Raw genomic sequence first — 26,880 nt, 5'->3', positions numbered from 1 at the left:
GAACATTTGTGGCGCTCATCAGGTTCAGGTATACTACTTTCCCGTCTTGGTACTTCCATCGTCTTTAAACCTAAACTCTCAGGTTCAGCATGACAACTAATTATATTTTTGTGACCGGCGGGGTCGTTTCCTCTCTGGGTAAAGGCATTGCCGCAGCCTCTCTGGCGGCTATTCTCGAAGCCCGTGGCCTCAACGTTACCATCATGAAACTGGACCCGTACATCAACGTGGATCCGGGCACGATGAGCCCGACGCAACACGGTGAAGTCTTTGTCACCGAAGACGGCGCTGAAACCGATCTGGACTTGGGTCACTACGAGCGTTTCATCCGCACCAAAATGTCGCGCCGCAACAACTTCACCACTGGCCGTATCTACTCTGATGTCCTGCGCAAAGAGCGCCGTGGCGACTATCTGGGCGCGACCATTCAGGTGATCCCACATATCACCAACGCGATTAAAGAGCGCATCATTGAAGGTGGCGAAGGCCACGATGTCGTTCTGGTCGAAATCGGCGGAACTGTCGGTGATATCGAATCCTTACCGTTCCTTGAAGCGATTCGGCAGATGGCGGTACAAGTAGGTCGTGAGCACACGCTGTTTATGCACCTGACGCTGGTGCCGTATCTGGCGGCGGCGGGCGAAGTGAAAACCAAGCCGACGCAGCACTCCGTTAAAGAACTGCTTTCCATCGGTATTCAGCCTGATGTGCTGATTTGCCGTTCTGACCGCACCGTGCCTGCCAATGAGCGTGCAAAAATTGCTTTATTCTGTAATGTGCCGGAAAAAGCAGTAATATCCCTTAAAGACATTGATTCGATTTATAAAATCCCGTCGCTATTGAAATCACAAGGGCTGGACGATTATATTTGTAAACGATTCAGCTTGAACTGCCCTGAAGCAAACCTGTCAGAATGGGAACAGGTTGTGTATGAAGAAGCGAATCCGGGCGGTGAAGTCACTATCGGTATGGTCGGCAAATATGTTGCGCTGCCGGATGCTTACAAATCCGTGATTGAAGCGCTGAAACACGGTGGCTTGAAGAATCGCCTGACGGTGAATATCAAGCTGATCGACTCGCAGGATGTCGAAACCCGTGGTGTCGACGTACTGAAAGATTTAGACGCTATCCTGATTCCAGGCGGTTTTGGCTATCGCGGCGTCGAAGGGAAAATCATGGCGGCGCGTTACGCCCGTGAGAACAATATCCCTTATCTGGGCATTTGCCTGGGGATGCAGGTCGCATTAATGGAATTTGCCCGTAACGTTGTCGGAATGGAAGGCGCAAACTCAACGGAGTTTATGCCAGACTGTAAGTACCCAGTGGTTGCGCTGATCACGGAATGGCGTGATGAGAATGGCAATGTTGAAGTCCGTGATGAAGCCAGCGATCTGGGCGGCACCATGCGCGTTGGCGGGCAGCAATGCCATCTGACCGAAGGCAGTCTGGTACGTCAGATGTACGGTGAGCAGACGATTATCGAACGTCATCGTCATCGTTATGAAGTGAACAACATGCTGTTGAAACAGATTGAAGCGGCGGGATTACGGGTTGCTGGTCTTTCCGCCGACCGCAAACTGGTGGAGATTGTTGAATTACCCGATCATCCCTGGTTCGTTGCCTGTCAATTCCACCCGGAATTCACGTCAACGCCGCGAGATGGACATCCCCTGTTTGCCGGCTTTGTGAAAGCCGCTGGCGCGTACCAGAAGCGTCAGGTGAAGTAAGAGTTATATCAGCAACGCGCGATCGCTATCGCGCGTTGCTCGTCTAGGGTTTTAGTTCTGTCTAAAGTTTTAGTTTAACTTGTACTGAGGAAAATCTAATGTCCAAAATTGTTAAAGTCATCGGCCGTGAAATCATCGACTCACGCGGAAACCCAACTGTTGAAGCGGAAGTTCATCTGGAAGGTGGTTTTGTAGGTCTGGCTGCTGCGCCATCAGGAGCTTCTACTGGCTCTCGCGAAGCGCTGGAACTGCGTGACGGTGACAAATCCCGTTTCCTGGGCAAAGGTGTAACGAAAGCCGTTGCCGCTGTTAACGGCCCGATTGCTCAAGCTGTTGTGGGTAAAGACGCGAAAGATCAGGCGAACATCGACAAGATCATGATCGACCTGGATGGTACTGACAACAAATCCAAATTCGGCGCTAACGCCATTCTGGCTGTGTCTCTGGCTGCCGCTAAAGCTGCTGCTGCGTCAAAAGGCCTGCCGCTGTACGCTCACATCGCTGAACTGAACGGCACCCCAGGTAAATACTCTATGCCACTGCCAATGATGAACATCATCAACGGCGGCGAGCACGCGGATAACAACGTTGATATCCAAGAGTTCATGATTCAGCCTGTTGGCGCGAAAACCCTGAAAGAAGCCATCCGTATGGGTTCTGAAGTGTTCCATACTCTGGCTAAAGTTCTGAAATCCAAAGGTATGGGTACAGCTGTGGGTGACGAAGGTGGCTACGCGCCTAACCTGGGTTCCAACGCTGAAGCGCTGGCTGTTATCGCTGAAGCGGTAAAAGCTGCAGGCTACGAGCTGGGCAAAGACATCACGCTGGCGATGGACTGTGCCGCGTCTGAATTCTACAAAGACGGTAAATACGTTCTGGCTGGCGAAGGCAACAAAGCGTTCACCTCTGAAGAATTCACCCACTTCCTGGAAGATCTGACCAAACAGTACCCAATCGTGTCTATCGAAGACGGTCTGGACGAATCTGACTGGGCTGGCTTCGCATACCAGACTAAAGTTCTGGGCGACAAAATCCAGCTGGTTGGTGACGACCTGTTCGTAACCAACACCAAGATCCTGAAAGAAGGTATCGAGAAAGGCATCGCTAACTCCATCCTGATCAAATTCAACCAGATCGGTTCTCTGACCGAAACGCTGGCTGCAATTAAAATGGCGAAAGACGCAGGCTACACGGCTGTTATCTCTCACCGTTCAGGCGAAACTGAAGATGCCACCATCGCTGACCTGGCAGTAGGTACAGCGGCTGGCCAGATCAAAACCGGTTCTATGAGCCGTTCTGACCGCGTTGCTAAATACAACCAGCTGATTCGTATCGAAGAAGCGCTGGGTGATGCTGCACCGTTCAACGGTCTGAAAGAAGTTAAAGGCCAGTAATTACGTTTCTGGTGTCTCAAGCCGCGGAGAAAACGGCCTGACATACGCCAACGTGATTAACCCTGAAAATCCAGAAGCGTGAAAACGTTTCTGGATTTTTTTATGACGGACATCCTTGTCCGTCACCCTTCGGGCCGTTGCTTGCGCAACGTTGAAAAACGTTCCCGACGTTTTTTTATGACGGACATCTCCCTTCTGCCACCCTTCTGACCATTGCTGCGCAACGTTGAAAAACGCTCTGTCCCTTCCTTTTCTTGGATATCTGCTGCCCACTTTGGGGTATCAGTTATACGCCTCGTTTTTATATTTTAATTTTTAAAATTCAAAATTTTATAAAATAAATCCCTCTATCGCTCTCCTTATTTTCTTTTTGTCATGTCTGTATAGTATGTGGCGATATATAAAAAATTACATATCGATAATTGACATGATATTGACCAACAGGGATATAGCGGATGAAAGCCCCAAGAAAAAATAATAGAAAAAAAGCACAGTGGTTATTGCCAGCATTAATGGTGGTTGTTCCACCGGTATTGAGCGCCGAACCGATAACGAGTAAAGACGGCGAAAAGGCAAAAGCGGCTGACGTTATGGTCGTTAAGGCAGAGCGCAGTGAGGCGAATGCGAATCTGGCTGGTGCAGGGATGACGACCGATGATGTGGAGCTCGGACCGCTGGGTAAACGTTCACGGCTGGATACGCCGTACTCGACCACGACCGTGACGGAAGCCATGATTGCCAACCAGCAGGCGAAGAACGTTAACGATCTCCTGAAATACAACTCGTCCAGCCAGATGCAGGCGCGGGGTGGTATTGACGTAGGCCGTCCACAGAGTCGCGGTATGCAGGGGAATGTATTGGCAAACAGCCGGTTGGATGGATTAAACATTATTTCCACTACCGCCTTTCCGGTTGAGATGCTGGAGCGATTGGATGTGATTAACAGCCTGACTGGCGCATTGTATGGACCTGCCAGCCCAGCCGGACAGTTTAACTTCACGCAGAAAAGGCCAACGGCGCAGACGTTAAACCGCTTTACCGTAGGCTATTCCGGTAAAGGTGCCGCGATGGGGCATGCTGATTTGGGCGGACATGTGGGGGATGAAAACCAGTTCGGCTATCGTATCAACCTCCTACACGATGAAGGCGAAGGGAGTATCAGCAACAGCACGTTGCGGCGGCAATTAGCCAGCGTGGCGTTTGACTGGAATCTCTCGCCCGATACGGTGTTGGAAGTTAACGCTAGCGAATATCGCTTCAGGAAAATGGGCTATGCCGGTGATTTTGCCTATGGGCCGACGATGCAGCTACCCAAAGCGCCGGATATTACGAAACAGGGATACGGACAAAGCTTTGCTGGCCTCGATCTGATAACGAAAACGGCCAGTACCCGTCTGAAACACTACTTTAATAATAACTGGTACGCTTCGGGTGGGGTGGGTTATCAAGTCGCCGATCGCGGCATGCGTTCGCTGTCGCATAATATTTTGCCATCAGGGGATGTGGAAACCACTTTGGAGCGGCAATACTCATCCGGGCGCTTCCGGGTTCTGAGCAATACGTTGCAGTTGAACGGCCATATTGATACGGACGGGCCTTCCCACGATGTGGTATTCAGTACCACCGGATACCAATGGACGATGTTTTCTTCTCCCGGCGGCCCTAATAATTATACGCTAGGGACCACCCCCATCAATGCGCCGCAGCGCTATAACGACCCCAGCGATGGACGTTTTTATGCGGGTTCCGGTCATAATAAAGATAGCCGCGATAGTCAACAGGCTATCACCGCAGGCGATACCATCACCTTCAACGATCGCTGGTCGGCGATGGGTGTGCTGAGCCAAAGCTGGTTGACCTCACGCAACTTCACTAAAGGTAGTGTGCAACGCGCGACGGGCACCAGCCCGACGGTGTCGCTGATGTACAAGCCCTTGTCTAACGTAATGACGTATGTCGCTTATGCTGATTCTCTGGAGCAGGGGGATACTGCTCCTAATAGCGCGGTGAACAAAGCGCAGGCGCTGAAGCCTTACCGCAGCACCCAATATGAAGCGGGCGTGAAATCACAGTGGGATGGGGTGAATCTGCATGCGGCAGTATTCCGTCTGGAGCGACCTTTCGCTTATGTTGATCCCGCTGATAACGTTTTCAAAGAGCAAGGCAAGCAGGTTAATACTGGGTTAGAGCTGATGGCGGATGGTGAAGTATTTTCCGGTTTACATGTCTATGGCGGCATGACGTTATTGGATCCTAAGTTGACGGATACAGGGATTGAGGCGACGACGAATAAACGGGTGGTTGGGGTACCGAAGTTTCAGGCTAATCTGCTGACGGAATATAGTCATCCGTCTTACCCCAATATGGTTTATATCGCGAACCTCCACTACACCGGTAAACGCGTGGCTAATAACACCAATACAGCGTGGGTAGATAGCTATATGACGCTGGATCTGGGTACACGCTACGGCTTCAAACTGTACGACAAGCCGGCAGCGTTTCGCGTTTCGCTCAATAACGTCACCAATGAACATTATTGGAGCTCGCTCTTCCCTTATCGTCAGAACGGGGAAAATCGAGGCTCCAGTGCGTTCGTTGGCGATCCGCGTGAAATCCGCGCTTCTTTGACCGTTGACTGGTGAGTGTGATGCAGAAACGTAACCTTACCACGCGCTATCGCGAGTATTTACTCAATGCGTTAGTGCTGCTGGCGGTGAGTTTTTCCGGCGTGCATCAGGTTCAGGCGGAAATGCCTGAACCCGCGCAGCGGACGATTCACTATTACGGCGATCGCACGGTGACGGTGCCCGCGACGGTTGAGCGAGTTGCCACCTCATGGAATGCGCAAAACTCGATACTGGCGATGCTCGGCTATGGCGATCGTATTGTCGGTACGACGAAGCTGGTGCGCGATATGCCGTTATTCCGCCAGTTTGTGCCGTCTATTACGCAGGCTTCGCTGGTTTCCCAGAGCGGAAGCATGGGAATTAATACCGAGGCGCTGATCGCACGCCGTGCTCAGGTTTTTTTCGTGTCGGACAGCGTGCCAGTTGCGGAAGCCGAAGCGCTGAATAAAGCCGGTATTGCCATCGTACCGCTTCGCTACAACTCGCTGGCAGCGATGGTCGAACGCACGCTGATTACCGGTGAGATTCTGGGGCCGGAAGCATCGCGTCGGGCACAGGATTTCGCCGCCTACTATCAGGACAACGTCAGGCGCGTGACGGAGGTTGTCCAGCGCATTCCGCCGCGGCAGCGTGTAAAGGTCTACCATGCGGTTGGCGATCCGTTAACGACATCGGGACTCCCCTCGTTGAATCAGGACTGGATGGATCTGGGCGGCGCGATCAACGTGGCGGAACCGTGGTTTAGCGGTGCTGGAGTGACAACCGCACCCGTATCGCTCGAACAGGTTTTTCAGGCCGATCCTGATGTGATTATTACGATGCGGGCTGAGGATGCGAAGGCGATCCGTCAGGATGCGCAGTGGCAGCAGCTACGGGCGGTAAAACAGGGGCGTGTTTATGCGAACCCGCTGGGCATGTTCTGGTGGTGTCGGGAAACGTCGGAACAGGCACTGCAATTTCTTTGGTTGGCAAAAACGCTGTACCCACAGCAGATGCAGCACATTGATATGGCAAAAGAGACGCATGATTTTTATCAGCGTTTTTACGGTATCGATTTAACCGCACAGCAGGTGGATTCAATTTTGTCCCCACCTTAACCGAGGTGGATTATTTAATGACAGGGCCGCATCAGCGTTATGATGCGGCCCTGTTTTTTTAGACACAGACAAATGAGGGTATAGCGCGGGTTAAGCCAGTTGCTTAAGAATCGCTTTAGCAACGACTTCCGAGCTTGCCGGGTTCTGACCGGTGATCAACTTGCCGTCTTCAACGAGGTACGGTGCCCAGTCGGGGCCTTTTTCGTATAGTCCACCCAGTTTCTTGAATTCATCTTCAATCAGGAAAGGCACTACGTCCGTCAACTGAACCGCTTCTTCTTCACCGTTGGTGAAGCCTGTTACTTTGCGGCCTTTAATCAAGGCGTCGCCATTTTCTGCTTTCACATGAATCAGGACGCCCGGTGCGTGGCAGACAAAACCAGTCGGCTTGTTGGCGCGTACAAAGGCTTCGATGAGCGCGATAGAGACGGGTGATTCCGCCAAATCCCAGAGCGGGCCGTGGCCGCCGGGATAGAAGACTGCATCGAAATCCTGTTCGCTGATGGTATCGAGTTTTACCGTATTGGCCAGTTCCTGCTGTGCGGCAGAGTCTGCTTTAAAACGATGCGTCAGCTCGGTTTGAAAATCGGCCAGATCGCTTTTCGGGTCGAGAGGCGGCTGGCCGCCAGCAGGGGAGGCGAGTACCAACTCTGCGCCTGCATCTTTAAAGGTGTAATAAGGGGCAGCAAACTCTTCCAGCCAAAAGCCGGTTTTATTGCCGGTGTTGCCCAGTTTGTCGTGAGAAGTCAGTACCATTAAAATTTTCATCATTTTTCTCTCTATGGTTGCAGGATGAGCCGGTGAATCGCTGCCGATTACCCTTTGAGGGCGGCGACAATCGCGTCTTGTTTCTCATGGTAAGGCGCACGCAACGTCAGGTTAGACGCGCCATCTTCACTCTGTATGACAATCGGTTTGGCATGGCTGAAGCGGCGGAATCCGTGGATGCCGTGGTAGGCACCGATGCCGGATGCGCCAACACCGCCGAACGGGAGCGTGTCGATAGACACGTGTGTCATCACATCGTTGATGACCAGCGCGCCTGATGTCGTTCTGGCAGCGAAGTGCTGCTGCATAGCGTCATCGTTGCTGAACAGATACGCTGCCAGCGGGCGTGGATGCGCATTGATGTAGTGAATCGGTTCTTCTGCTGTCTGATAGGTTTTAACCGGCAGCAGCGGGCCAAAAATTTCTTCCTGCATGATCGTCATATCGTCATGGACGCCGAACACCAGATGTGGCGCAATTTTGCGGCTTTTAGCATCGTAGGGGGCTTCGCCTTCCGGTGCCAGACTGACGACGGTTGCGCCTTGCTGTTCAGCCTCTTTCAGAATACGAATCAGGCGCTCGTAATGTCTGTCAGCAATGATAGACGTGTAATCCGGGTTCGCCTGTAACGTCGGGAAACTTTTCTGCATAAAGGCTTTCGCGGCATCGCGGAATGCCTGCTCCTGACCTTCGGGCAGCAGAACGTAGTCCGGTGACAGGCAGATTTGTCCGGCGTTGAAGGTTTTCACCGTCAACGTACGCGCAGCCGCTTCGGTGATATCTGCGCTGCTATCGATCACGACTGGTGATTTTCCACCCAATTCTAGCGTGACCGGCACCAGATTCTCTGCCGCCGCGCGCATCACGTGTTTCCCCACGGCAGTGCTGCCGGTGAAGACCAGATGATCGAACGGCAGCTCGCTGAATGCCTGACCGATTTCCGCATCACCCAGTACCACAGCCAATTCCAGCGGGTCGAAATAGTGGGCAATCAGTTCCGCCAGCAGTTCAGACGTACGCGGTGTGAGTTCTGACGGTTTCAGAATCGCGGTATTACCGGCAGCAAAAATGTCAGCCAGCGGACCAAATGACAGGTTCACTGGGAAGTTCCACGGGCTGATGACGCCAATTACGCCCAGAGGCTGATGCTGAATCCACGCCTGCATGCCGGGAGCGGGTTCATCAACCGGTTCTGGCTGCATCCAACGATCAACGTTGTCGATGGCGTTCTGTAGCATCTTCAACGTAGTGCCGACATCAGCGGCGAAGGAGTGATATAGGCTACGATGGCCGAAATCTTCACTCATGGCCTGTGCAAGCGCGATGTGGTTTTCACGAATCAAATTGATGCTGCGCTGTAAGCGATCTTTACGCCGTGCGGCATCGGCGGGGCCAGATGCAATGTGAGCACGCTTCATCGTATTCAGGATGGCTTGTAAATCCTTTTTGGATTGTTGTGTCGACATGTTGTGTCCTCTTTTATTCGTCGAGTACCAGAGAAAACAGAAAGTTAGCCGGGATTTCCGGGTCACTTAGGATGGGATAAAGGATACGGCAGGGGTTGATCCGTCCGCCAACAAGATTATTATTCGGGGGGTATAAATAATTTTATATCTCAGTCTCTATAGGTCTCGTATGTCACTCATCCGTCTACGCACATTTGTGGAAGTCTATCGGCAGCGCTCGATTAGCGGCGCGTCGCGTGCGCTGAATCTCACACAGCCAGCAGTGTCGCAGCACATTGCCGGGCTGGAGGTGGCGGTGGGGCGGCGTCTCTTTGAACGTCAGGCGAACGGCGTGACGCCAACGTCGGCGGCAGACGACTTAGCGGCGGATCTGGGGGACAAGCTCGATGAAGCCGAGGCGGCACTGGCCTCTGCCCGTGCGAGATCAATGGACGTCGCGGGGACGCTGCATATCATTGGCCATGCGGATTTCATGGCGGAAGTGGTGTCTGAGCAGCTATTGCCGCTGCTTGAGGCGGGCGTGCGGGTGCATATGCATACCGGCGACGGTGATTTGATTAAACAGATGCTGCTGGAAGGACACTGTGATTTGGGCATAACGGCGCACCCGGTGACGGATAAGCGGCTGAAAAGCGATCTGTTGAAGAGTGCGACGCTACAGGCGGTGGCGGCACCTGCGATTGTCGAACGGCTATTGCAGGCCGGTGACTTGCCACAGGCGCTGGCGCAGGAAGCGATGCTGGCGTATGACCTTGAGCTTCCCCTGATTGATCACTGGCTGAAGAAGAACCGTATGGAGGATAAGGGGTTGGTGCCTGCCGTGGTGAGCCAGGATCTGCGTGCGCTGCGTCGCGTGCTGACCAGCGGATTTGGCTGGACGGTCATGCCGGTGTATTTATGTCAGGATCTGCTGGATGCCGGGAAACTTGCGATTATCCCGCCCCCCGTCGGTACTACACAGCTGGATTACTATCTGGCCTGGGTGCCAGGCGCGCTGCGCCAGCCGCGTTTAGCCCATGCGCGGCAGACTTTCCTGTGGCGATTACAGCACGCGGAATAACGCCATTCTCTGCTACAGAAAGCACTATTTTTCAAGGTGTCACGAGGCAGCGTCCATTGACGATACGGCCTGCCTTCCCCCTGACTTCCCTTCTTTCATCCTGTGATCGCCATAAACGAACTGCGGGTTTCGTTCAGTTAAAATGGCTTTTTATAAAATCTTTGACGCGGATCGCACCGATCTTCCCTGTGCTGCCAGCGCGGGGCGCGTGGTGGCAAAAGCGCAAAGGTTTTCACGATCGCCGGGCGCTACCGTATCAGCGTGACACCTTCATAATTAAAAATGTTCGGGGAAGGATGGCGATGAAAACGCGTAAGATCGGTTTGGCTAACTATTTAGCCTACGGTTCAGGAGACTTTCTTGGTGCTGGTACAACGGCGCTGACGGCCGCCTGGTTACTCTATTTTTACACCACGTTCTGTGGCCTGACGCCGATTGAGGCCACTTTTATTTTTGCGATGGCACGCGTGCTCGATGCCGTCGTCAGTCCGCTGATGGGCTTCCTGACCGATAACTTCGGTTCCACCTGGCTGGGCAAACGCTTTGGACGCCGTAAGTTCTTTATTCTGCTCGGTATTCCCTGTGTGTTCAGCTACAGCTTCATGTGGGTCGGGGACATGGGCTATTGGTACTATCTGCTGACGTACCTGCTGTTCGATATCGTCTACACGATGGTGCTGGTGCCGTATGAAACGCTGGTGCCGGAAATGACCGACGATTTCAAACAGAAAACCAAGTTCTCCGGCGCACGTATCGCTCTGGCGCAGCTGTCTGCCATTTTAGCCGCGTTTCTGCCGGGTATCCTGCTGGGCTACTTTGGCAAAGATAACGCTGTTTCTTTCTTCTACTCGAGTCTGGTGTTCTCCGTTATCTGTGCGCTGGTGCTGACGTTGGTCTATTTCTTTACCTGGGAACGCCCGCGGGATCAGATGTCGGAAGCATCGCTACGGGCGGAGAAAGAACGTCAGTCTCTGACGTTAGGCCAAAGCCTGAAACGGCTGAACATCGAACTGCTCTCAACGCTGCGCATTCGTATTTTCCGCCAGCATCTGGGTATGTATCTGGGTGGGTATATCGCTCAGGACGTGTTTAACGCCGTGTTCACGTACTACGTGGTCTTTGTGCTGATGCAGAGCCCAACGATGGCGTCTAACCTGATGGGAACGATGGCGATTCTGCAATTCATCGCGGTGATTGGCATGATTCCGCTATGTATCCGCTTTGGGCCCGCGCCGTCTTACCGTTTAGTCGTGTGCCTGTTCGGTCTGAGCGCCTTCTCCTACGCGGTTCTGTGGTACAGCGGCCTGCATGATACCTTCTCTCTGCTGTTGTTGATTTCTGCGCTGGCGGGCATCGGGCGCGGCGGGATCAACTACGTGCCGTGGAATACCTACACTTACATCGCCGACGTGGATGAAGTGATCACCGCACAGCGTCGCGAAGGGATCTTCGCCGGGATTATGACGCTGACTCGTAAAGCCTCTCAGGCGGGGGCGGTGATGCTGGTGGGCGTGGTATTGCAGCTATCCGGCTTTGTGTCCGGGCAGAGCGTACAGGCACCGGGCGTCAGCCACACGATTCTGATGATTTTGAGCGTTGGCACCGTGGGCGTGCTGGCACTGGGTTTCCTGGTTTCTCTGCGCTTTAAACTCAATCTGCAAACGCACAGCGTGCTGCGGGAAGAAACGCTGAAAATGCGCGAAGCCGGACGCCCTGTACCGGAAAAGATTACGCCGCAGGCGCGGGCAACGGTCGAAATGCTGGCTGGTATGCCGTATGAATCGCTGTGGGGCAACAACAACATCGGCTACCTGAACCGCCATAAAGGCGACAAGCCGGTCACGCACGCCACGCAGTCGTAACTGTATTGAACTGTTAACTGATAACTCAATTGGATGAATGACTATGACCGTATTCAGTGTAAAACATAGCCCGCTTTTACGTCAGCCGGAGCGCTTCATCTCCCGTGAAGGTCTGAAGGCGCTGATTTGCCGTATCACCGACAATCTGGTGAATATTGAGGATAAAACCGGTGAGTTCTTGTTACGGCTGGACGATGGTCGGGTGATTGATACCAAAGGTTGGGCGGGCTGGGAATGGACGCACGGCATCGGGCTGTATGGGATTTACCAGTATTACCAGCAAACGGGCGACGAGCAGATGCGCGCCATTATCGACGACTGGTTTACTGCGCGTTTGGCTGAAGGTACGCCGACGAAGAACGTAAACACCGTATGCCCGTTCCTGACGCTGGCTTATCGCTATGAAGAAACGGGCGATGCGCGCTGGTTGCCGTATCTGGAGCGCTGGGCGGAGTGGGTGATGTATGAAATGCCGCGCACGGACAAGCAGGGTTTGCAGCACATTGTTTATAACAATGAAAACCACCAGCAGCTATGGGATGACACGCTGATGATGAGCGTGCTGCCGCTGGCGAAAATCGGCAAGCTGTTAAACCGGCCGGAGTTTGTGGAAGAAGCCACATATCAGTTCCTGCTGCATGTGCAATATTTGATGGATCGCGAAAGCGGTCTGTGGTTCCACGGCTGGACGTTCGAGGGGCAGCACAACTACGCGAAAGCGCGCTGGGCGCGTGGTAACAGCTGGTTGACGATCGTGATTCCTGAGTTTATCGAACTGCTGGATCTGCAGGAAAACAACGCGACGCGTCGCTTCCTGTTGCAGGTGTTGGAAAGCCAGATTGCAGCATTGGCGAAATATCAGGATGACAGTGGCCTGTGGCACACGCTGATTGACGATCCGAACTCGTACCTCGAAAGCTCGGCAACCGCTGGTTTTGCCTACGGCATTTTGAAAGCGGTGCGCAAGCGCTACGTCGACCCGAGCTACGCTGAAGTGGCGGAGAAAGCGATTCGCGGCGTGATTAATCACGTTAATGAGGACGGCGAACTGACACAGGTATCATTCGGTACTGCGATGGGCAACGATCTGGATTTCTACCGCAACATTGCCCTGACCTCCATGCCGTACGGCCAGGCCATGGCGATCCTGTGTCTGGCGGAATACCTGCGAGTGTATCTGTAACAGGTTCATGTGAGAGTTGCCTCTCAGTCATATTGGCTATGCTGGCTAAGAGGCAGTTTCGTGCGCCACACCGTCGCTATTCATATGCGATACCGTATACGCGCCCGACGCAGGGCGCTCAGTCGCCGCCGCCCTGCGAACCCAGGCTTCCGGCTAAATTATGCCGCTGCGCGGTTCCATCGGTGTTCCTGACCGCTAGTCGAGCCGCCAGTGACGCGTTCCCGACGCGGCACTGGCTTTCGCGACGTCCTGTCGCTCACTCGGCGGCCAGTCCCACCGCTGCATAATTTTTACGCCAGATAACGGCAAAACCCATAATAACTCGCAGCATTTGTGTATAAGAACCTTGTGAAGGTAGAAGGAATGCTTTATTTCCCGCCTGCCAGGTCGATAAAATTCCCTGTCACATAGGACGCCTCGTCCGATAACAGCCAGCCTATTGCTTGCGCGACCTCCATCGGGTGACCACCCCGTTTCATCGGCAGTGAATGCTTGATGCGATCCACTCTTGCCGGTTCGCCGCCGTCAGCGTGCATATCGGTATAGATAAAACCGGGACGCACGGCGTTCACTCGGATACCTTGGTCGGCGACCTCCAGCGATAAGCCAATAGTCAGCGTATCGAGTGCGCCTTTTGATGCCGCATAGTCGATATATTCGTGTGGCGAACCCAGCCGGGCGGCTGCGGATGACACGTTGACGATAGCTCCACCTTTTCCGCCATGGCGGAATGCCATACGCTTGACCGCTTCCCGGGCACAGAGGAAACTGCCCACGGTATTCGTGGCAAAAATAGCGTTAAGCCGCACGGCATCAAGCTGCTCAATGGTGGCTTGGGGTTTAAGTATCGCAGCGTTATTCACCAGACCCGTGAGGCATCCAAGTTCTTTATCTGTTCGCTTGAAAAGCTCAATGACCTGCTCTTCATCGGCGATATCGACTTGAACAGCGATGGCCGTCCCACCGTTAGCGCGAATCTCGTCGAGAACGCTATACGCACTGTCCTGCTGGGTGCGGTAGCTGATACAAATCTTGTGGCCTTTTCCGGCCAGATAGCACGCCGTTGCGCGGCCAATGCCGCGCGAACCGCCAGTGATCAACGTAATGAATTCCATTCTGCCCCTTAGTTTTTGAGCCCCGCCATACTGTAATTCGCAGGGAGCCAGCGATAGCCGTTTGGTTTACCGTTAGCATCATACACGGCTTTAACCTGGCCTAAACCGGGAAAGGAAATGTGCGCCGCACCAATCCATTCATTATTCTGTGCCGCTTCGGCCAGAATCTGTAAGCGAGCCTCCGCAGCTTCATCCATATTGCGATCGAAATCGATCGTGGTCATGGGGCGAGGAAATTGTACGGCTTCTGCATGGATCGTATCGCCCCATAGCGTCAGTTTTTGACCGTCACTTTCGATCTGATAAAGGCTGTGCCCCGGCGTATGTCCCGGTGCTGGTACGGCGGTAATGCCCGGAAAAAGTTGCTGTTTACCCGTGAAGGTTTTTAGTCGCTTAGCGGCAAGCACGGGTTGTAATGCATCTTCAGACTGCCCGAACGTGTGCTTCTCGCTATCCCGTACCTGATTGCTATTAGTCGGATTGAGCCAGAAATCCACATCTTTCTGATTAACGTAAACGGTGGCATTTGGGAAAACCAGCTTGCTGTCACGCGAGACGCCGCCGGAATGGTCGGCATGAATATGGGTCAGCAAAACGGTATCGATCTTCTCGGGTGGGTAGCCCGCAGCGCGCAGATTATCGGGTAATTTCCCTCCTTGTTTGCCGAATAGCGGCCCGGCCCCTGTATCGACCAGTATCAGCTGTTTACCCGTATTAATGAGGTACGCATTAATCGAGGTTTCAACCTGTGGCTGGAGATTCTTTTGCGCCAGCAGGCGCAGCATTTCCTCGTGGGAAATATGGGTAAGCAACTTATCCAGTGGGATGGTGACTGTACCGTCAGAAAGGGCGGTAATTTCAAACTGACCTAGCATCATGCGGTAATAACCCGGCGCCTGCGTTCTCAGTTGAGGCACCGATTCTGCCTCGGCGATAAGGGGCGAACCCATCAGCAAAACCACGGGTAGCAACGTCTGTTTCAGAAGATTCATTTTCATTGTGCGCTCTTGGAAAGTGACCCTGCTCATCAGGGACTGGAACGATTATTCTGCTGACGCTACTATTGTTCAAATTGATTAACTTGATAACAACTATCATGGAAAATGATTTTCGGGGTGTGGATTTAAACCTGCTGGTGACATTTCTGGTGCTGTATCGTGAAAGAAGTGTCTCTGTGGCGGCGGATAAGCTGCATTTGGGGCAACCCGCCGTGAGTGGTGCACTGGCGCGTTTGCGTACGCTGTTTGACGACCCGCTGTTTATCCGCACGGGGCAGGTGATGCGCCCAACGGCGCGTGCGGATTATCTGGCGACTCAATTGTCACCTGCGTTTGAACAGTTGCAGTCGGTTCTGGGTGAGCCCGAGAGCTTTGATCCGCTGACCGATTCACGTGCGATCACGTTGGGCATGACCGACTGGGTGGAAATATGGCTGATGCCGCTATTGCTGAAACGGCTCAAAGCGAATGCCCCTCATTTGCGCATCAATCTTGTTGCCACCGATCCGTTTTTGGATGTGGAGCGGTTGGAAAATGACAGCGTCGATCTGGTCATTTCCGTCGCCAGCCCACAGACCGGCTGGTTGAAACAGCGTGCGCTGTTATCGTCAGGATTCAGGGCGTTGTGGCACCCACAACAGCTCGCGCTGCCGTCTCCCGTTCCTTTGGAGGTATACAGCCAGCAGCGCCATTTACTGGTGACCTACCGTGAACGTGCGCATGGCATCGTTGACGACATGCTGGAAAAACAGGGAATGACGCGGACGATTTATTACACCACGCCGCATTTCTCCGCTCTGCCGGGCATATTGCAGCACACGCCGTCAGTCGCCACCGTACCGGAGAAAGTCGCGACGCTGTGGTGCCAGCATTATGGCCTGAACGATAGCCCGGTCCCGCTTGATTTACCGACATATACGCTCTCGGCGCTTTGGCATGCAAGGCAGGACAGTAATCCGGCGATCGCGTGGCTGTATGAGCAAATAGCGGGGGCGATTGTTGAGCAGGAGGCGGATCCGCCCCCTGCTTGAGTGACGATGAAGAGATTACTGTGACAATCCCAATACGCTGTAATTCGCTGGCAGCCAGCGGTAGCCGTTGGTGGTGCCGTTGCGTTCCAGACGTGTACCCACGTGGCCGATGCCGGGGAAAGGCAGATGAGCGCCTGCAACCCAGTAACCCTGACTGGCGGCGTCGGCCAGCGCTTTATTACGGGATTCTGTCGCCTGATCCATATTTGAATCAAAGCTGATGGTAGTGGCCGGTAAGCTCATCTGTACCGCTTCCGCATGAATGATGTCTCCCCATGCCAGCAGTTTTTTTCCTTCGCTCTCAATCAGAAACGACGTATGCCCCGGTGTATGTCCCGGACTCGGAATCGCGGTGATTCCGGGTAACAACGTTGTCTGCTGAGCCGGGAACGTTTTCAGCTTGTTCTCTTTCTTAATGGTATCAAAGAGTGTTTGCACACGTTGAAACGCTGCCTTTCTGTTCTCTGGTGCGCTTTTCAGGTTATCCGGGCTGAGCCAGAAGTCGGTTTCTGGCTGGCTGACATACACGGTGGCATTCGGGTAGTTCAGCTTATTGCCCTGCACTAAACCGCCAAAATGGTCGCCGTGCAGATGGGTCATCAATATGGTGTCGACCTGCTCGGGTTTATAACCCGCCGCAATCAGATTCGGCAGCACTTTTCCTACCGTAGGATTGCTTTGTTTACCGTTACCCGTGTCTATCAGAATCAGGTGTTTGCCGGTATTGACCAAATAGGCGTTGATGGAGGTTTCCACCTGCGGCGTCAGCGCTTTTTCTGCCAGCAGTTCGGTAATTTTTTCCGGTGGGGTGCGCTGTAACAGCTTGTCCATCGGCATGGTATTGGTGCCATCAGCCAGCGCGGTAATTTCGAACTGGCCGAGCATCATGCGGTAATAGCCCGGTTGAGTTTTAATCTGTGCGATATCCTGCGCCTGAGCAAATGCAGGTACAAAGGCACACGAGACGAGTAAGAGGGCTAACGGTTTCAATAACTTCATTGATTCTTGTCCTTGTTAGTAATGAAACGTAATGAAAGCAGGCGAAATCGTAACAACAGATTGATTATTGACGCACACGCCGAATTACTCAACTGTCCCCGAGTTGACGCGTTCCCGCCGGGGTTGCCGGCACATCGCCGCCGCCCTGCAATGCGGAAGATTTAGGGTATAATGCCTTTTTAAGTGAACGAGACAGTGAAAAAACATGCAGTACCCGATTAATGAAATATTCCAGACGTTACAGGGCGAAGGCTATTTTACCGGTGTGCCGGCGGTGTTTGTACGCCTGCAAGGGTGCCCGGTAGGCTGTAGCTGGTGTGATACCAAACATACCTGGGACAAACTGGCTGAGCGGGAAACCTCATTGGATCAGGTGCTGGTAAAAACGGAAGAAAGCGATGCCTGGGGCGCGGCGAGTGCGGACGACATTCTGACGCTGATGGCGCAGCAGGGTTACACGGCACGCCACATCGTGATCACCGGCGGTGAACCGTGCATCCACGATTTGGCACCGCTGACGCTACAGCTGGAAAAGCAGGGCTTTAGTTGCCAGATTGAAACCAGCGGCACCCACGACGTGCGCTGTTCGCCCAAAACCTGGGTAACGGTATCGCCGAAGGTGAATATGCGTGGCGGCATGAAGGTGCTCGATCAGGCACTGCAACGGGCGGATGAGATCAAACACCCGGTGGCGCGTGAACGTGATATTGAAGCGTTGGATGCGCTACTGGCGCGGCTTGATGATGATAAGCCGCGTATCGTAGCGTTACAGCCGATTAGCCAGAAAGACGATGCGACCAAACTGTGTATTGCAACCTGCATCGCCCGTAACTGGCGGCTTTCTATGCAGACACATAAATACCTGAATATTGCCTGATATTTATCGATGGATAGTCGCGGCGTGAGAGCGGGATTTTCACGCCAGACTACACACCACTTCTTCGTTACTCGCCTTTATAGACGCAGCCAGCGGTGCAGGTTTCTTTCACCATCACGGCGCTGAGCAACGGTAATGTCGGCTTCAACTGATGCCAGATCCAGTGCGCCAGCACTTCACTCGTCGGGTTTTCCAGCCCGGGGATCTCATTCAGATAGTGGTGATCCAACCGTTCCCACGTCGGTTTGAACGCGGCTTTTAGCTCAGAGAAATCCATTACCCAGCCGGTATGCGGATCCACTTCACCGGTAATTTCCAGTCTCACCATGAAAGAGTGCCCATGCAGCCGCCCGCATTTGTGGCCTTCCGGCACGTGAGGCAAATGATGTGCGGCTTCAAACTGAAAATCTTTAAAGAGTGTAGTGACCATAGCGATGTTCCCGGTTTCGTTCTGAAAAGGGGTCTTTCAGAACATAGTATGCAAAAAACCGTCGCATACTACCCGAAAGTACTTATTCTTCCAACTGCACGATCGTGGCGTGATGCCAGCCGAATGGCAGCGGATCGGGACGGTGGATCGTCATGTGGCTGGTGGTCAGGTTCAGGACACCACGGGCAAATAACGCGGGCATGCCGCCAGGATAGTGCTCAACGCCGAATGCACGTCCCGTTGTGGGATCGACCCGATAGGCATTATCCAGCCCCATACCCGTAGGGCGTTCCGGGTTGCAGGGCGGGCGCACATCGTACATGCCCTGTTCCGGCGAGTCGCTCTGCCGCTGTTCGAGGTGTACGGCATGAAAATGGACATCACGAATGTAGCCTGCGGGCGTGCTGTGCAGGTTAATCGCCCCCTCGCTGATCCCCGCGATCTGAGAAAACTGTACGGCTTCGATTCGGCCCGGTTCGATGGCGGGATCGCGATAGCGTACGGAGATAAAGATCGGGTCGGCCTTGCCCCAGTGGCACGGATGCGCGGCGACGCATTGGAACGTGATGTTGCTGAACTGTAGGCGTCGGAACGTGCCACCATCGCGGGAGATCAGGCCGATCGCGCGGTTGGTATCGTAAATGGCACAGTTACTGACGGAAATATCTTCAATATCGGCAAAGGTTTCGGTGCCGACCTTCAGCGCGCAGCTCTTGGATCGCAACAGGCAATTGCTGATAACGACCTGTTGCACCTTACGTTGTAGATGCGGCGGCTTATGGGTGGTTTTGATACACAGTGCATCATCGGCCGCGCTCAGCGAGCAGTTGCTGATTTGTACCTGCTGACAACTGTCGAGATCCAGCGCATCGGTATTCGCCATGCTCAGATCGTTATCAATCGTCAGACGTTCGACGACGATCTGGCGACAGCTGACCAGATGCACGGTCCACATTGGGGCGTGCTCAATCGTAAAATCACACAGGCGGACGTGTTCGCAATCCTCAAAGACCACAATGCGTGGGCGATGTTGCGCAGGCAGGCGATAACCCTGATCGTCGGGCTCCGCCGAGAAATAGGCATCGGCATTTCCCATGATCTTACCCTGACCGCAGATCGTGATATTGCGCTGCTGGTAAGCATAAAGAAACGCCCGGTGTGACAGCTCAGCCATGCTGATGGTGGTGGCCTGCGCAAATTGCTCATAGTCACCGCTGACGATTAACTCTGCCCCTGCCTCCAACAGCAGGCAAAAATTGGAAGGCAGCAGCAATCCTCCTAACAGATAGCGCCCCGGTTCTACCGTCAGGGTGCCTCCTCCCTGTGCCGCAATCCGATCGATAGCCTGTTGAAAGACGGCGGTATCCAGCGTGATGCCGTCGGCGGCGGGGGAATATGACTGAATAGAGTGTTTCATCGTGTCACCACGGTTTACCATTAATGAACGAATTGCAGCACGTTTGCTGGTCTTTGGCTGCGCCTGTTGTGATGAAATCTGCGGAGGTTGGAGCGGGCTTCACAGCGCCCGATCTGTGGCGTAAGAGAATGTGAAAGGCATAACGAAGAAGGTGATGTGGCGTTTTATGCAGTGTGTGTTTCATCACGTTTTTACGCTGCTTTTTCTCTTTTACCGCCTGCGCGGTGCGGTTTTGTTGTTTTTGTGTTTCTTATTTGTGAAATAAATCTCTTTTTGGTGTGGTGTGCCGGTTAATGATGTGAGGCACCTCCCTGCTGCGCCAGATAGCGCTCGCGTCGCGTGGTTGAAACGCCCGCTAACGCGATGCGGTCATCAACATTTCTTCCGCCAGTCCCGCAAATCACGCGTTTTCCCGCCGTAGCGACTGGCGCGACAAAAAGGGTTCTGCCTATCTTGTCAGGGTCGAGAAATGGTTTGATTCACGGCTATGTACCTGACCTGCTTTCTCATCTATATCGTCACACCAGTACGCCAGACACACGCACAAACACAATAATAATGTCGTTGGGGGAAAAATGAGATTACCTGGACTGATTGTCATCGCCTTCTCTGCGCTCTGTTCGTTCGCGCAGGCTGCTGAACCCGTGGAATTACGCCTCTCCTGGTGGGGAGGAAACAGCCGTCATCAGGCGACCTTAACTGCGCTGGAGGCATTTCAGAAAAAATATCCGCACATCAGCGTGAGGCCGGAATATACCGGCTGGGACGGGCACTTATCCCGTTTGACCACGCAGATTGCCAGCGGCGAAGAACCGGATGTGCTTCAGGTCAACTGGAACTGGCTGCCGATTTTTTCCAAAACCGGCACCGGCTTTTATGACCTGAATAAGCTGACTGATACGCTGAAATTGCAGGATTTCCCCGAAGATGCGCTGAAGCCCGCGACGATTGACGGCAAGGTGAACGCGATTTCTACCTCGTTAAATGCGCTGGTGATGTACTACAACACGGAAACCTGGAAGAAAGCCGGGTTGCCGTATCCCACCACCTGGGATGAGTTGTTCCATGCGGGCAAGGTATTTAAAGAGAAACTGGGTGATAATTATTTCCCCATCGCATCGCCTGCGCAGGACAGCGGCGAAGGATTGCTGGAACTGCTCAACTATTACATGACGCAGAAATACCAGATCGGCATGATCGACGAAAAGAACAAACGCTTTAACTACAGTGAGGCGCAATGGATCGAGGCGTTTCGCTTCTATAAGCGTTTGATCGACGAACATGTGATGCCGTCCTCGAAGTATTACAACGCGTTTGGCAAAGTTGGCATGTATGAAACACGCCCCTGGATTAATGGGGAATATGGCGGCGCCCATCTGTGGATTTCGGTTGTGAAGAAATACGCCGATCCGCTGGCGGCACCCGGCAAGCTCGAATTAGGGCCGTACATCATGACGCCGGGATCGGATAATTCCGGGCAGTTTTTCAAACCATCCATGTTGTTTGCCATCAGTAAAAATACCAAACATCCGAAAGAAGCGGCGCTGTTGCTGAATTATCTGATGAACGATCCTGAAGGTGCGCTGCTGATGGGCACCGAGCGCGGTATTCCGCTCAGCCGTATTGCCAGACAAGCGCTGGAAGAAAAGCAGAAGCTGGATACGAACGATCTATCGGTTGTCGGACTCTCGATGGCGCTGGAAAAACCGATGCAAACGCCTGTGTCCTCGTATCTTGAAGATCCGCAGCTTGCCAGCCTGATCCTGCAAACTATCGAACAGCTCGACTACGGCAAAAAGAGCGTGGAAGAATCGGCGAAAAACTTCAGCAATTCAGGCGAGCGCATCCTGAAGCGGGTGATTCGCTAAGCGAATAACTAAGTCCGTTACTGACTACGGTATTTTCTTGGCCGGTGCGTTACGTGAGTTCAGTCAACTGCTGTTGCAGGCTATCGGCTAACGCGCGTGGACGCCCGGCATCAAACATCACATGCATGCTCACCGGGTACGCCCGGTGTTGCAGGCAGAAATCCTCCATCTCATGCCCGATACCGTACAGCGCCTGAATATTGGTTTTGGCGATTTCCCGCAGCGTCCAGTTGTTCTCCACCTGTTTGCAGTAGTGCAGCGTGAAGAAGGCTTTCTGCGCGTGAACAAAGGCGCGGCAGTACAGCGTCAAACCGCGCCATTCCTGCTGCCAGCGGTGTCTGAGCGCTTCCGGCATCGTGTGTTCACGGGAGAATTGCAGGGCGGCCTGTTGGCACTGTTCCGCCAACTGCCACGCGGCATCTTTCTCTTTCGCGATGTGGTAGAGATTCTGCGACGCCAGCTCGGCGTGCTGCGGATCGAAGGTAATATCCTGACCGGAGCCCGGCAGCCAGTGGTTGCGGTTGAGCTGACCGTACAGGCTCCAGATCGCCTGACCAAAGCTGGTCGGCAGCAGACTGTGGCGATGAAAAACGTGGTGGCGGGCGTACAGCGACAGGGAGATAGCTTGATGTGCCTGATCCAGCAGAGCCTGCATCGTATGCCGCACCGTCTCATCCGGCTGCCATTGATAACGCGCCATCAGCCATTGTGCAAACAGCGCACTTTCGTTTGTCGATGCGGTTTGGTGAGTGAGTAAGCGAGAACAGGCGAATAGCGTAAATTCGCTGAGCGTGCCGATCACGCTGTGGTTGTCCACGCCTTCCCAACTGATACGGCACAGTGCGCTGATAATCGCCGGGTTTTTCTCCCGACACCACAGCAGCCGCCCCTGAACTTCGGTGTAGCGCAGGAAGGGGAGATTTCCCCAGCCCACTTCTTCCCCAGCCAAATCCAGTTCAACCCAGACCTCACGCCCGCTGATGTCCAGCAGCGCGGGGTTATTGGGAAACTCAGGCCAGAAGCGTTCCGGTGTGACTTTGATGGCGACAGAGACGGATTCCGGCAATGTGCGAATGGCGTTCAGGACATTACCGATGTCCTGATGGCTGGCGGGAAAGGCGCGCAATACCAGATGACGCTGGTGGTAGTGCATCACGCGTGCGACAGCGGAGAAGAGGCGGTGGTAGATCTGCTCGCTGTCGGCGTTGGTCGGCCAGTGTGTCGTAACGGGAACGACGCCGTTGATCTCATCGCCGGAAGGGGCGGAAAAGCGCAGCAGGCTGTCGCTGTTGGATATCGCCAGCAGCAGGCCGCTCAGGCGTGGGATCTGCTGCATCAGCAGTTCGACTTTGGCGGCAAGGTAGTCGCACCAAAAATCGGTATCCATGCGGAGGCTATGTTTGTCGTCCAGCAATTCCGGGTGATGGAGCAGTAAATCTGTGGGGAACGACAGCTCTTTGCATTGCAGATACAGCGCCAGCCCCTGTTCACGGCAATGCGCCGCGACCTGATTCAGGTAAACACAGCGAGAACGCTGCTGGCTGCTGATGCGATCGTCAAAACGCGCGTTATTGTAGGCTTCTGGCGTCACCAGTTTATCCAGCAAATCCGCAGCACCCAGCACCAGCGTATTGAAACCCTGTTCTCGAGCGTAATCGGTGACTGAGAGGACCTGTTGCCAGTGCCAAATATCCTGCGTATTGAGTTCCAGCGCGCGCCGTTGCCACATCATTTTTCTCCCGTTGCCACTGGCGTGAGTATCGCATTGATACGCCATTGTAAAAGGATAAATTCCTGTGGCGAACGCCAGAAATGTGAGCCTGTTCGCTAATGTCGATCGTCTAAGAGGTTGTTGGCGGGGCAGAGAGGCTGAAGATATCGGCTAAAAGCCCTCCAGCAGCCTTAATTGGCTGAATGTGAGTGGCCGATAGAAGATATATCCTTGAATCCCAATGGGGTGGTATTTATTTAACCGGTTCAAATCCGTCGCTTTCTCAACGCCTTCACAGATAATATTTACCCCAAGAGGGATAAGTTTGTTCAATAAGACCTTTAGTTTTTGTGATTTTGTCTCTTCTTTACCGATGCCATCAATAATAGAACGATCGATCTTTATGGTATCGAAGTCAAACAAGCTCAGGCTGTCTATTTGTAGGTTTCCTGCGCCGAAGTCATCTAACGAAAGCATAAAGCCATATTTTTTTGCCTGATTTAAAAAAGGTATCCCATCTATTAACTGCTGCCGCGTCGTTTTTTCACTGATCTCTATTTCTATATTCTGCGGGTTAACCTCATGCGTAATACATTTTTGGTATAACTTTTCCAGATAGGCGGAGTTATTAAAAAGTAAATGTGAAAGATTGAAAGATATTGTCATGCTGCTTTTGTTTTTTATTACCTGACAGACAACATCAAACATAAAGTCTGTTACTTTATCGATTGCCTTAGATTTCTCTATTTTATCTATGGTTTGTTGCGTTGATATCAGTGCGCCTTCCGAATTATAAAACCTGGCGAGGGCTTCATAGCGGAATATTTTATTGTGAGGGAGATGGATGATAGGCTGGAACTCTGCTGTCAGCCTAAGAATTTTTCCATCAATATTCAATGTTGTTGTATTCATTTTACTGATTACTCACCCTCTCCATAGAAATAGGAATTCCACAGCCTTGCTCGTCTGGATTCTACACAGCAATTTGGAATAGTTGGAAATTGTTTAAAATGATCAATAATTCTCATTTGATAGCTAATAGCTATTGAATGAAAAATAATGATCGTTTAAATCTATGTTATGTTTGGTGTTTTATCCTGATTTAATTAATTTAATTGGTGTTTTAATTTGGTTTGTTTTGTTTTATTGGTTCTTAAGTTGTTTTTGTTTGAATTTAAATCGATCTGGCAGTGGTGTGTGACCGTTGTGACTTCATAGTATCCTTGTTAGGATGATAAGCGACGTTAAGATTGCCGTTTCGTAATCCTATCAAGAGGGAGAAAAACTCAGAATTGAATCTGGGTGATGTTCTGCTCAGTAAGAATCAGCATTTAATTCCGTGTGAGCATTCATTTTATTAAAAAGAGAAGTCCTTTTTGGATTTTGGGGTATATCACCATCGCGTTAATAGGTAGATATTATAGTGGAACATTTTTCTCCTCCTCCCGCTAAAGTGATTAGCGCATTGCTGCAACATCCATATGTGATGTCTATCTATGCCAAGGATATGCTATATGCATTAAAGGCTGACGTTGCGGAATTGAATCTGGATAAAAACCGTATTGTGTTGGCAGTAGAATATTCTGGTTCAGATATCGACAGATATCTTGCCGATGGTGGTTTGAACTTTGATCTGGAAGCGCTCAAAGGTACGGAGAACATCGAACGAGAAACTTACAGTCTGTGTAATATTTCTACTCAATTATTCAAGACAGACAGTATGTTTTATCGTCTGGAGTGTCGCCTGCCAGACTCGGTTTTCGTCACTGAAAACAGAGGTGCGATTCGTATTCCTTTTATTCTTGGCATGCAGGCTCGTGTTCGCATCGACGTATATATGCATACGCTTAACGTGCCTGGAACGCTGCGTAATTTATCGACCGGTGGGTGTATGGTCGAAATCGATCTGGTTGAAAGCATTGCGATTGATGTGGGGCAGAATATCCCCGGCATTACGCTGGAATTTCCTAACGGGGAAAGCTTTTATGCTGAGGGAAGAATTCGTCATATACGCCCCTTTGGGAATAATGGCTATGCAGCCGTCGGCATCCAGTTTATCAATTTGTCTTCATCCCAGTCTGAAGCCCTGCTTCATTATACGCATGAGTCGGAAAGAGAGGCGGCATACCGAACCGGCGTCACTGGCAGCATGGTGTATTCATCTCCGCTGTTCATTCCTGGCACTAAGGAGAAAAATATCTTGCTGCGAGAAAGTCAGGAACGCGAGAAACGCACCCGCCAGACGCCTATGGAACGGGGCGTCATGGAGGTTGCCCACCGGCTTCAGATTGGGTTGATGTACATCAAAACGCGCAATCAACTGCCTGTTGAGATCTTTTATGACTGTGTCGATACCCTGCTTTATATGGTCAAAAAAGAGAGAAAGGCTTTTCTGTATGCGCTGTCGTTTCTGCGTGATGAGGCGGATTGGGTCAGGCATGCCGTGCAGGTTGCGGGAAAGCTGGCCGACATGCTGCTCCTTGCCGATCCGCACGATCCCTATGCGCGCGAGGCGGTGTTAGGTGCGTTACTCCACACCATGGGGAAGCCGCTGTTGGTCAACGCCCGCCTGCCGTCGCTAAAGGTCAACATGAATCCGACACAGAAAGCGATCCTGAGCGGTCACGTGGCGGTGCTGTGCGAGAAGTTACGTGAACTGGGCTGGGCAATCAGCCCAACTTGCCGCGATGTCATCGAGAATGCTAACGAGCGTTTGGACGGCAGCGGCTATCCGCACGGCAAACGCGCTGAACCATTGTCGCCGTTAGTCCGCTTGGTCTCTGTGATTAAGGCGATTAATAAGCTCAGGCATGCGCGTAATGGTGTTTCGCCCCGCACGCCGTTGGCTGCCTACCGCAAAATCTATGAGGCGAACGCCGCCTATGACAAGGCGGTGCTGGTTAAATACGTCCAGATTTATGGTCTCTACCCAATAGGCAGCCTGGCGAAATATTCGGGAGGCTTCCTTGGATGGGTGATGGATATTGATAAAAAGGGGCGACCTATTGCGGTGCACCTCGTCAAAAACCTCCGCTTTCCTGACACCAATATCAGCAGCGTCGTCTCTAAAGGCGACTTGTTGCAGGTCGGCCAGCTCGAAAACATCGTGAGTCCAGACGATTTCGGCATGAAAGTCCTGAAAATTTAACTCACACCCTGTCTGTATGGGGTTGCGTCGCAGCCCCGCTTTCCTAATGTATATCTTACCGATTTCGCCATGAAAGGCGCATGCCATCGGCTATAACACTTT

General features: G+C 52.6%; 20 protein-coding genes. 11 read left to right on the top strand and 9 right to left on the bottom strand.

What is annotated here, in order from left to right:
* The first annotated feature begins 89 nt into the window (after positions 1 to 89).
* From pyrG to WCT94_RS08760, 4 genes are all read left to right on the top strand, one after another.
* On the top strand, positions 90 to 1,727 hold the full coding sequence (pyrG, locus tag WCT94_RS08775; protein ID WP_336869126.1) for a glutamine hydrolyzing CTP synthase: 1,638 nt from the start codon (positions 90 to 92) through the stop codon (positions 1,725 to 1,727).
* 98 nt (positions 1,728 to 1,825) lie between these two features.
* Entirely contained in the window at positions 1,826 to 3,121 is a 1,296-nt protein-coding gene (gene eno / locus WCT94_RS08770) for a phosphopyruvate hydratase (protein ID WP_336869124.1), read from the top strand.
* Positions 3,122 to 3,576: 455 nt separating this feature from the next.
* On the top strand, positions 3,577 to 5,763 hold the full coding sequence (locus tag WCT94_RS08765; protein ID WP_336869123.1) for a TonB-dependent receptor: 2,187 nt from the start codon (positions 3,577 to 3,579) through the stop codon (positions 5,761 to 5,763).
* A gap of 5 nt (positions 5,764 to 5,768) precedes the next feature.
* Positions 5,769 to 6,845, top strand: coding sequence for an ABC transporter substrate-binding protein (locus tag WCT94_RS08760; RefSeq protein WP_336869121.1), 1,077 nt, complete (start codon positions 5,769 to 5,771; stop codon positions 6,843 to 6,845).
* Positions 6,846 to 6,935: 90 nt separating this feature from the next.
* On the opposite strand, the gene WCT94_RS08755 is transcribed toward WCT94_RS08760, so the two are convergent.
* Both WCT94_RS08755 and WCT94_RS08750 read right to left on the bottom strand, forming a co-directional pair.
* Positions 6,936 to 7,613, bottom strand: coding sequence for a type 1 glutamine amidotransferase domain-containing protein (locus WCT94_RS08755; protein WP_336869331.1), 678 nt, complete (start codon positions 7,611 to 7,613; stop codon positions 6,936 to 6,938).
* Positions 7,614 to 7,660: 47 nt separating this feature from the next.
* On the bottom strand, positions 7,661 to 9,079 hold the full coding sequence (locus WCT94_RS08750; protein WP_336869120.1) for a coniferyl aldehyde dehydrogenase: 1,419 nt from the start codon (positions 9,077 to 9,079) through the stop codon (positions 7,661 to 7,663).
* 169 nt (positions 9,080 to 9,248) lie between these two features.
* Here WCT94_RS08750 and WCT94_RS08745 point away from each other — a divergent pair, with 169 nt between their 5' ends.
* From WCT94_RS08745 to bglB, 3 genes are all read left to right on the top strand, one after another.
* Complete coding sequence (locus WCT94_RS08745; protein ID WP_336869119.1) at positions 9,249 to 10,139, top strand: LysR family transcriptional regulator; 891 nt, start codon at positions 9,249 to 9,251, stop codon at positions 10,137 to 10,139.
* Between the two features lie 302 nt (positions 10,140 to 10,441).
* Positions 10,442 to 12,001, top strand: coding sequence for an MFS transporter (locus tag WCT94_RS08740; RefSeq protein ID WP_336869118.1), 1,560 nt, complete (start codon positions 10,442 to 10,444; stop codon positions 11,999 to 12,001).
* 43 nt (positions 12,002 to 12,044) lie between these two features.
* A complete protein-coding gene (gene bglB, locus WCT94_RS08735) occupies positions 12,045 to 13,184 on the top strand; it encodes a beta-galactosidase BglB (RefSeq protein WP_336869116.1) in 1,140 nt (379 codons plus the stop codon).
* Between the two features lie 368 nt (positions 13,185 to 13,552).
* Here the strand turns inward: bglB and WCT94_RS08730 are convergent, their stop codons facing one another.
* Positions 13,553 to 14,299, bottom strand: a complete 747-nt coding sequence (locus WCT94_RS08730; RefSeq protein ID WP_336869115.1) for an SDR family oxidoreductase — start codon at positions 14,297 to 14,299, stop codon at positions 13,553 to 13,555.
* A gap of 8 nt (positions 14,300 to 14,307) precedes the next feature.
* Positions 14,308 to 15,297, bottom strand: a complete 990-nt coding sequence (locus tag WCT94_RS08725) for an MBL fold metallo-hydrolase (RefSeq protein ID WP_336869113.1) — start codon at positions 15,295 to 15,297, stop codon at positions 14,308 to 14,310.
* 98 nt (positions 15,298 to 15,395) lie between these two features.
* Here WCT94_RS08725 and WCT94_RS08720 point away from each other — a divergent pair, with 98 nt between their 5' ends.
* Positions 15,396 to 16,328 (top strand): LysR family transcriptional regulator, encoded by a 933-nt coding sequence (locus WCT94_RS08720; protein WP_336869111.1) that lies wholly within the window; start codon positions 15,396 to 15,398, stop codon positions 16,326 to 16,328.
* A 15-nt stretch (positions 16,329 to 16,343) separates the two neighbouring features.
* Here the strand turns inward: WCT94_RS08720 and WCT94_RS08715 are convergent, their stop codons facing one another.
* Positions 16,344 to 17,327 carry an MBL fold metallo-hydrolase gene (locus tag WCT94_RS08715; protein WP_336869109.1) on the bottom strand — a complete coding sequence of 328 codons (984 nt, stop codon included), beginning with the start codon at positions 17,325 to 17,327 and terminating at the stop codon, positions 16,344 to 16,346.
* Between the two features lie 205 nt (positions 17,328 to 17,532).
* On the opposite strand from WCT94_RS08715, the gene queE reads away from it, so the two are divergent.
* A complete protein-coding gene (queE, locus tag WCT94_RS08710; protein ID WP_336869108.1) occupies positions 17,533 to 18,204 on the top strand; it encodes a 7-carboxy-7-deazaguanine synthase QueE in 672 nt (223 codons plus the stop codon).
* A 67-nt stretch (positions 18,205 to 18,271) separates the two neighbouring features.
* Here queE and queD read toward each other — a convergent pair whose 3' ends face one another.
* Both queD and WCT94_RS08700 read right to left on the bottom strand, forming a co-directional pair.
* Complete coding sequence (queD, locus tag WCT94_RS08705) at positions 18,272 to 18,634, bottom strand: 6-carboxytetrahydropterin synthase QueD (RefSeq protein WP_015841518.1); 363 nt, start codon at positions 18,632 to 18,634, stop codon at positions 18,272 to 18,274.
* Positions 18,635 to 18,716: 82 nt separating this feature from the next.
* Positions 18,717 to 20,051 carry a glycoside hydrolase family 28 protein gene (locus WCT94_RS08700; RefSeq protein ID WP_336869106.1) on the bottom strand — a complete coding sequence of 445 codons (1,335 nt, stop codon included), beginning with the start codon at positions 20,049 to 20,051 and terminating at the stop codon, positions 18,717 to 18,719.
* Positions 20,052 to 20,626: 575 nt separating this feature from the next.
* On the opposite strand from WCT94_RS08700, the gene WCT94_RS08695 reads away from it, so the two are divergent.
* Positions 20,627 to 21,919, top strand: coding sequence for an ABC transporter substrate-binding protein (locus WCT94_RS08695; RefSeq protein WP_336869105.1), 1,293 nt, complete (start codon positions 20,627 to 20,629; stop codon positions 21,917 to 21,919).
* Between the two features lie 49 nt (positions 21,920 to 21,968).
* Here the strand turns inward: WCT94_RS08695 and WCT94_RS08690 are convergent, their stop codons facing one another.
* Both WCT94_RS08690 and WCT94_RS08685 read right to left on the bottom strand, forming a co-directional pair.
* Positions 21,969 to 23,648 (bottom strand): hypothetical protein, encoded by a 1,680-nt coding sequence (locus tag WCT94_RS08690; protein ID WP_336869329.1) that lies wholly within the window; start codon positions 23,646 to 23,648, stop codon positions 21,969 to 21,971.
* A gap of 153 nt (positions 23,649 to 23,801) precedes the next feature.
* The gene (locus WCT94_RS08685) at positions 23,802 to 24,542 is read right to left on the bottom strand and encodes an EAL domain-containing protein (RefSeq protein WP_336869104.1); all 741 of its coding nucleotides are present in this window, start codon (positions 24,540 to 24,542) and stop codon (positions 23,802 to 23,804) included.
* A gap of 511 nt (positions 24,543 to 25,053) precedes the next feature.
* Between WCT94_RS08685 and WCT94_RS08680 the strand changes: the two genes are divergently transcribed.
* Positions 25,054 to 26,778 (top strand): PilZ domain-containing protein, encoded by a 1,725-nt coding sequence (locus WCT94_RS08680; protein ID WP_336869103.1) that lies wholly within the window; start codon positions 25,054 to 25,056, stop codon positions 26,776 to 26,778.
* Positions 26,779 to 26,880 lie beyond the last annotated feature (102 nt).

The organism is Pectobacterium sp. 1950-15, from assembly GCF_037136835.1.
GTDB lineage: Bacteria > Pseudomonadota > Gammaproteobacteria > Enterobacterales > Enterobacteriaceae > Pectobacterium.
Note: the sequence above shows the minus strand (reverse complement) of the source record. Positions and strands in the feature narration are given on the sequence as shown.

What these genes read in the sequence shown, in the direction of transcription:
- WCT94_RS08745 (WP_336869119.1), top strand. Translation starts at nt 9,249, where the DNA reads ATGTCACTCATCCGTCTACGCACATTTGTGGAAGTCTATCGGCAGCGC.
- eno (WP_336869124.1), top strand. Translation starts at nt 1,826, where the DNA reads ATGTCCAAAATTGTTAAAGTCATCGGCCGTGAAATCATCGACTCACGC.
- WCT94_RS08765 (WP_336869123.1), top strand. Translation starts at nt 3,577, where the DNA reads ATGAAAGCCCCAAGAAAAAATAATAGAAAAAAAGCACAGTGGTTATTG.
- WCT94_RS08740 (WP_336869118.1), top strand. Translation starts at nt 10,442, where the DNA reads ATGAAAACGCGTAAGATCGGTTTGGCTAACTATTTAGCCTACGGTTCA.
- pyrG (WP_336869126.1), top strand. Translation starts at nt 90, where the DNA reads ATGACAACTAATTATATTTTTGTGACCGGCGGGGTCGTTTCCTCTCTG.
- WCT94_RS08725 (WP_336869113.1), bottom strand. Translation starts at nt 15,297, where the DNA reads ATGAAAATGAATCTTCTGAAACAGACGTTGCTACCCGTGGTTTTGCTG.
- queD (WP_015841518.1), bottom strand. Translation starts at nt 18,634, where the DNA reads ATGGTCACTACACTCTTTAAAGATTTTCAGTTTGAAGCCGCACATCAT.
- bglB (WP_336869116.1), top strand. Translation starts at nt 12,045, where the DNA reads ATGACCGTATTCAGTGTAAAACATAGCCCGCTTTTACGTCAGCCGGAG.
- WCT94_RS08720 (WP_336869111.1), top strand. Translation starts at nt 15,396, where the DNA reads ATGGAAAATGATTTTCGGGGTGTGGATTTAAACCTGCTGGTGACATTT.
- WCT94_RS08690 (WP_336869329.1), bottom strand. Translation starts at nt 23,648, where the DNA reads ATGTGGCAACGGCGCGCGCTGGAACTCAATACGCAGGATATTTGGCAC.
- WCT94_RS08695 (WP_336869105.1), top strand. Translation starts at nt 20,627, where the DNA reads ATGAGATTACCTGGACTGATTGTCATCGCCTTCTCTGCGCTCTGTTCG.
- WCT94_RS08685 (WP_336869104.1), bottom strand. Translation starts at nt 24,542, where the DNA reads ATGAATACAACAACATTGAATATTGATGGAAAAATTCTTAGGCTGACA.
- WCT94_RS08715 (WP_336869109.1), bottom strand. Translation starts at nt 17,327, where the DNA reads ATGAAGTTATTGAAACCGTTAGCCCTCTTACTCGTCTCGTGTGCCTTT.
- queE (WP_336869108.1), top strand. Translation starts at nt 17,533, where the DNA reads ATGCAGTACCCGATTAATGAAATATTCCAGACGTTACAGGGCGAAGGC.
- WCT94_RS08760 (WP_336869121.1), top strand. Translation starts at nt 5,769, where the DNA reads ATGCAGAAACGTAACCTTACCACGCGCTATCGCGAGTATTTACTCAAT.
- WCT94_RS08750 (WP_336869120.1), bottom strand. Translation starts at nt 9,079, where the DNA reads ATGTCGACACAACAATCCAAAAAGGATTTACAAGCCATCCTGAATACG.
- WCT94_RS08755 (WP_336869331.1), bottom strand. Translation starts at nt 7,613, where the DNA reads ATGAAAATTTTAATGGTACTGACTTCTCACGACAAACTGGGCAACACC.
- WCT94_RS08700 (WP_336869106.1), bottom strand. Translation starts at nt 20,051, where the DNA reads ATGAAACACTCTATTCAGTCATATTCCCCCGCCGCCGACGGCATCACG.
- WCT94_RS08730 (WP_336869115.1), bottom strand. Translation starts at nt 14,299, where the DNA reads ATGGAATTCATTACGTTGATCACTGGCGGTTCGCGCGGCATTGGCCGC.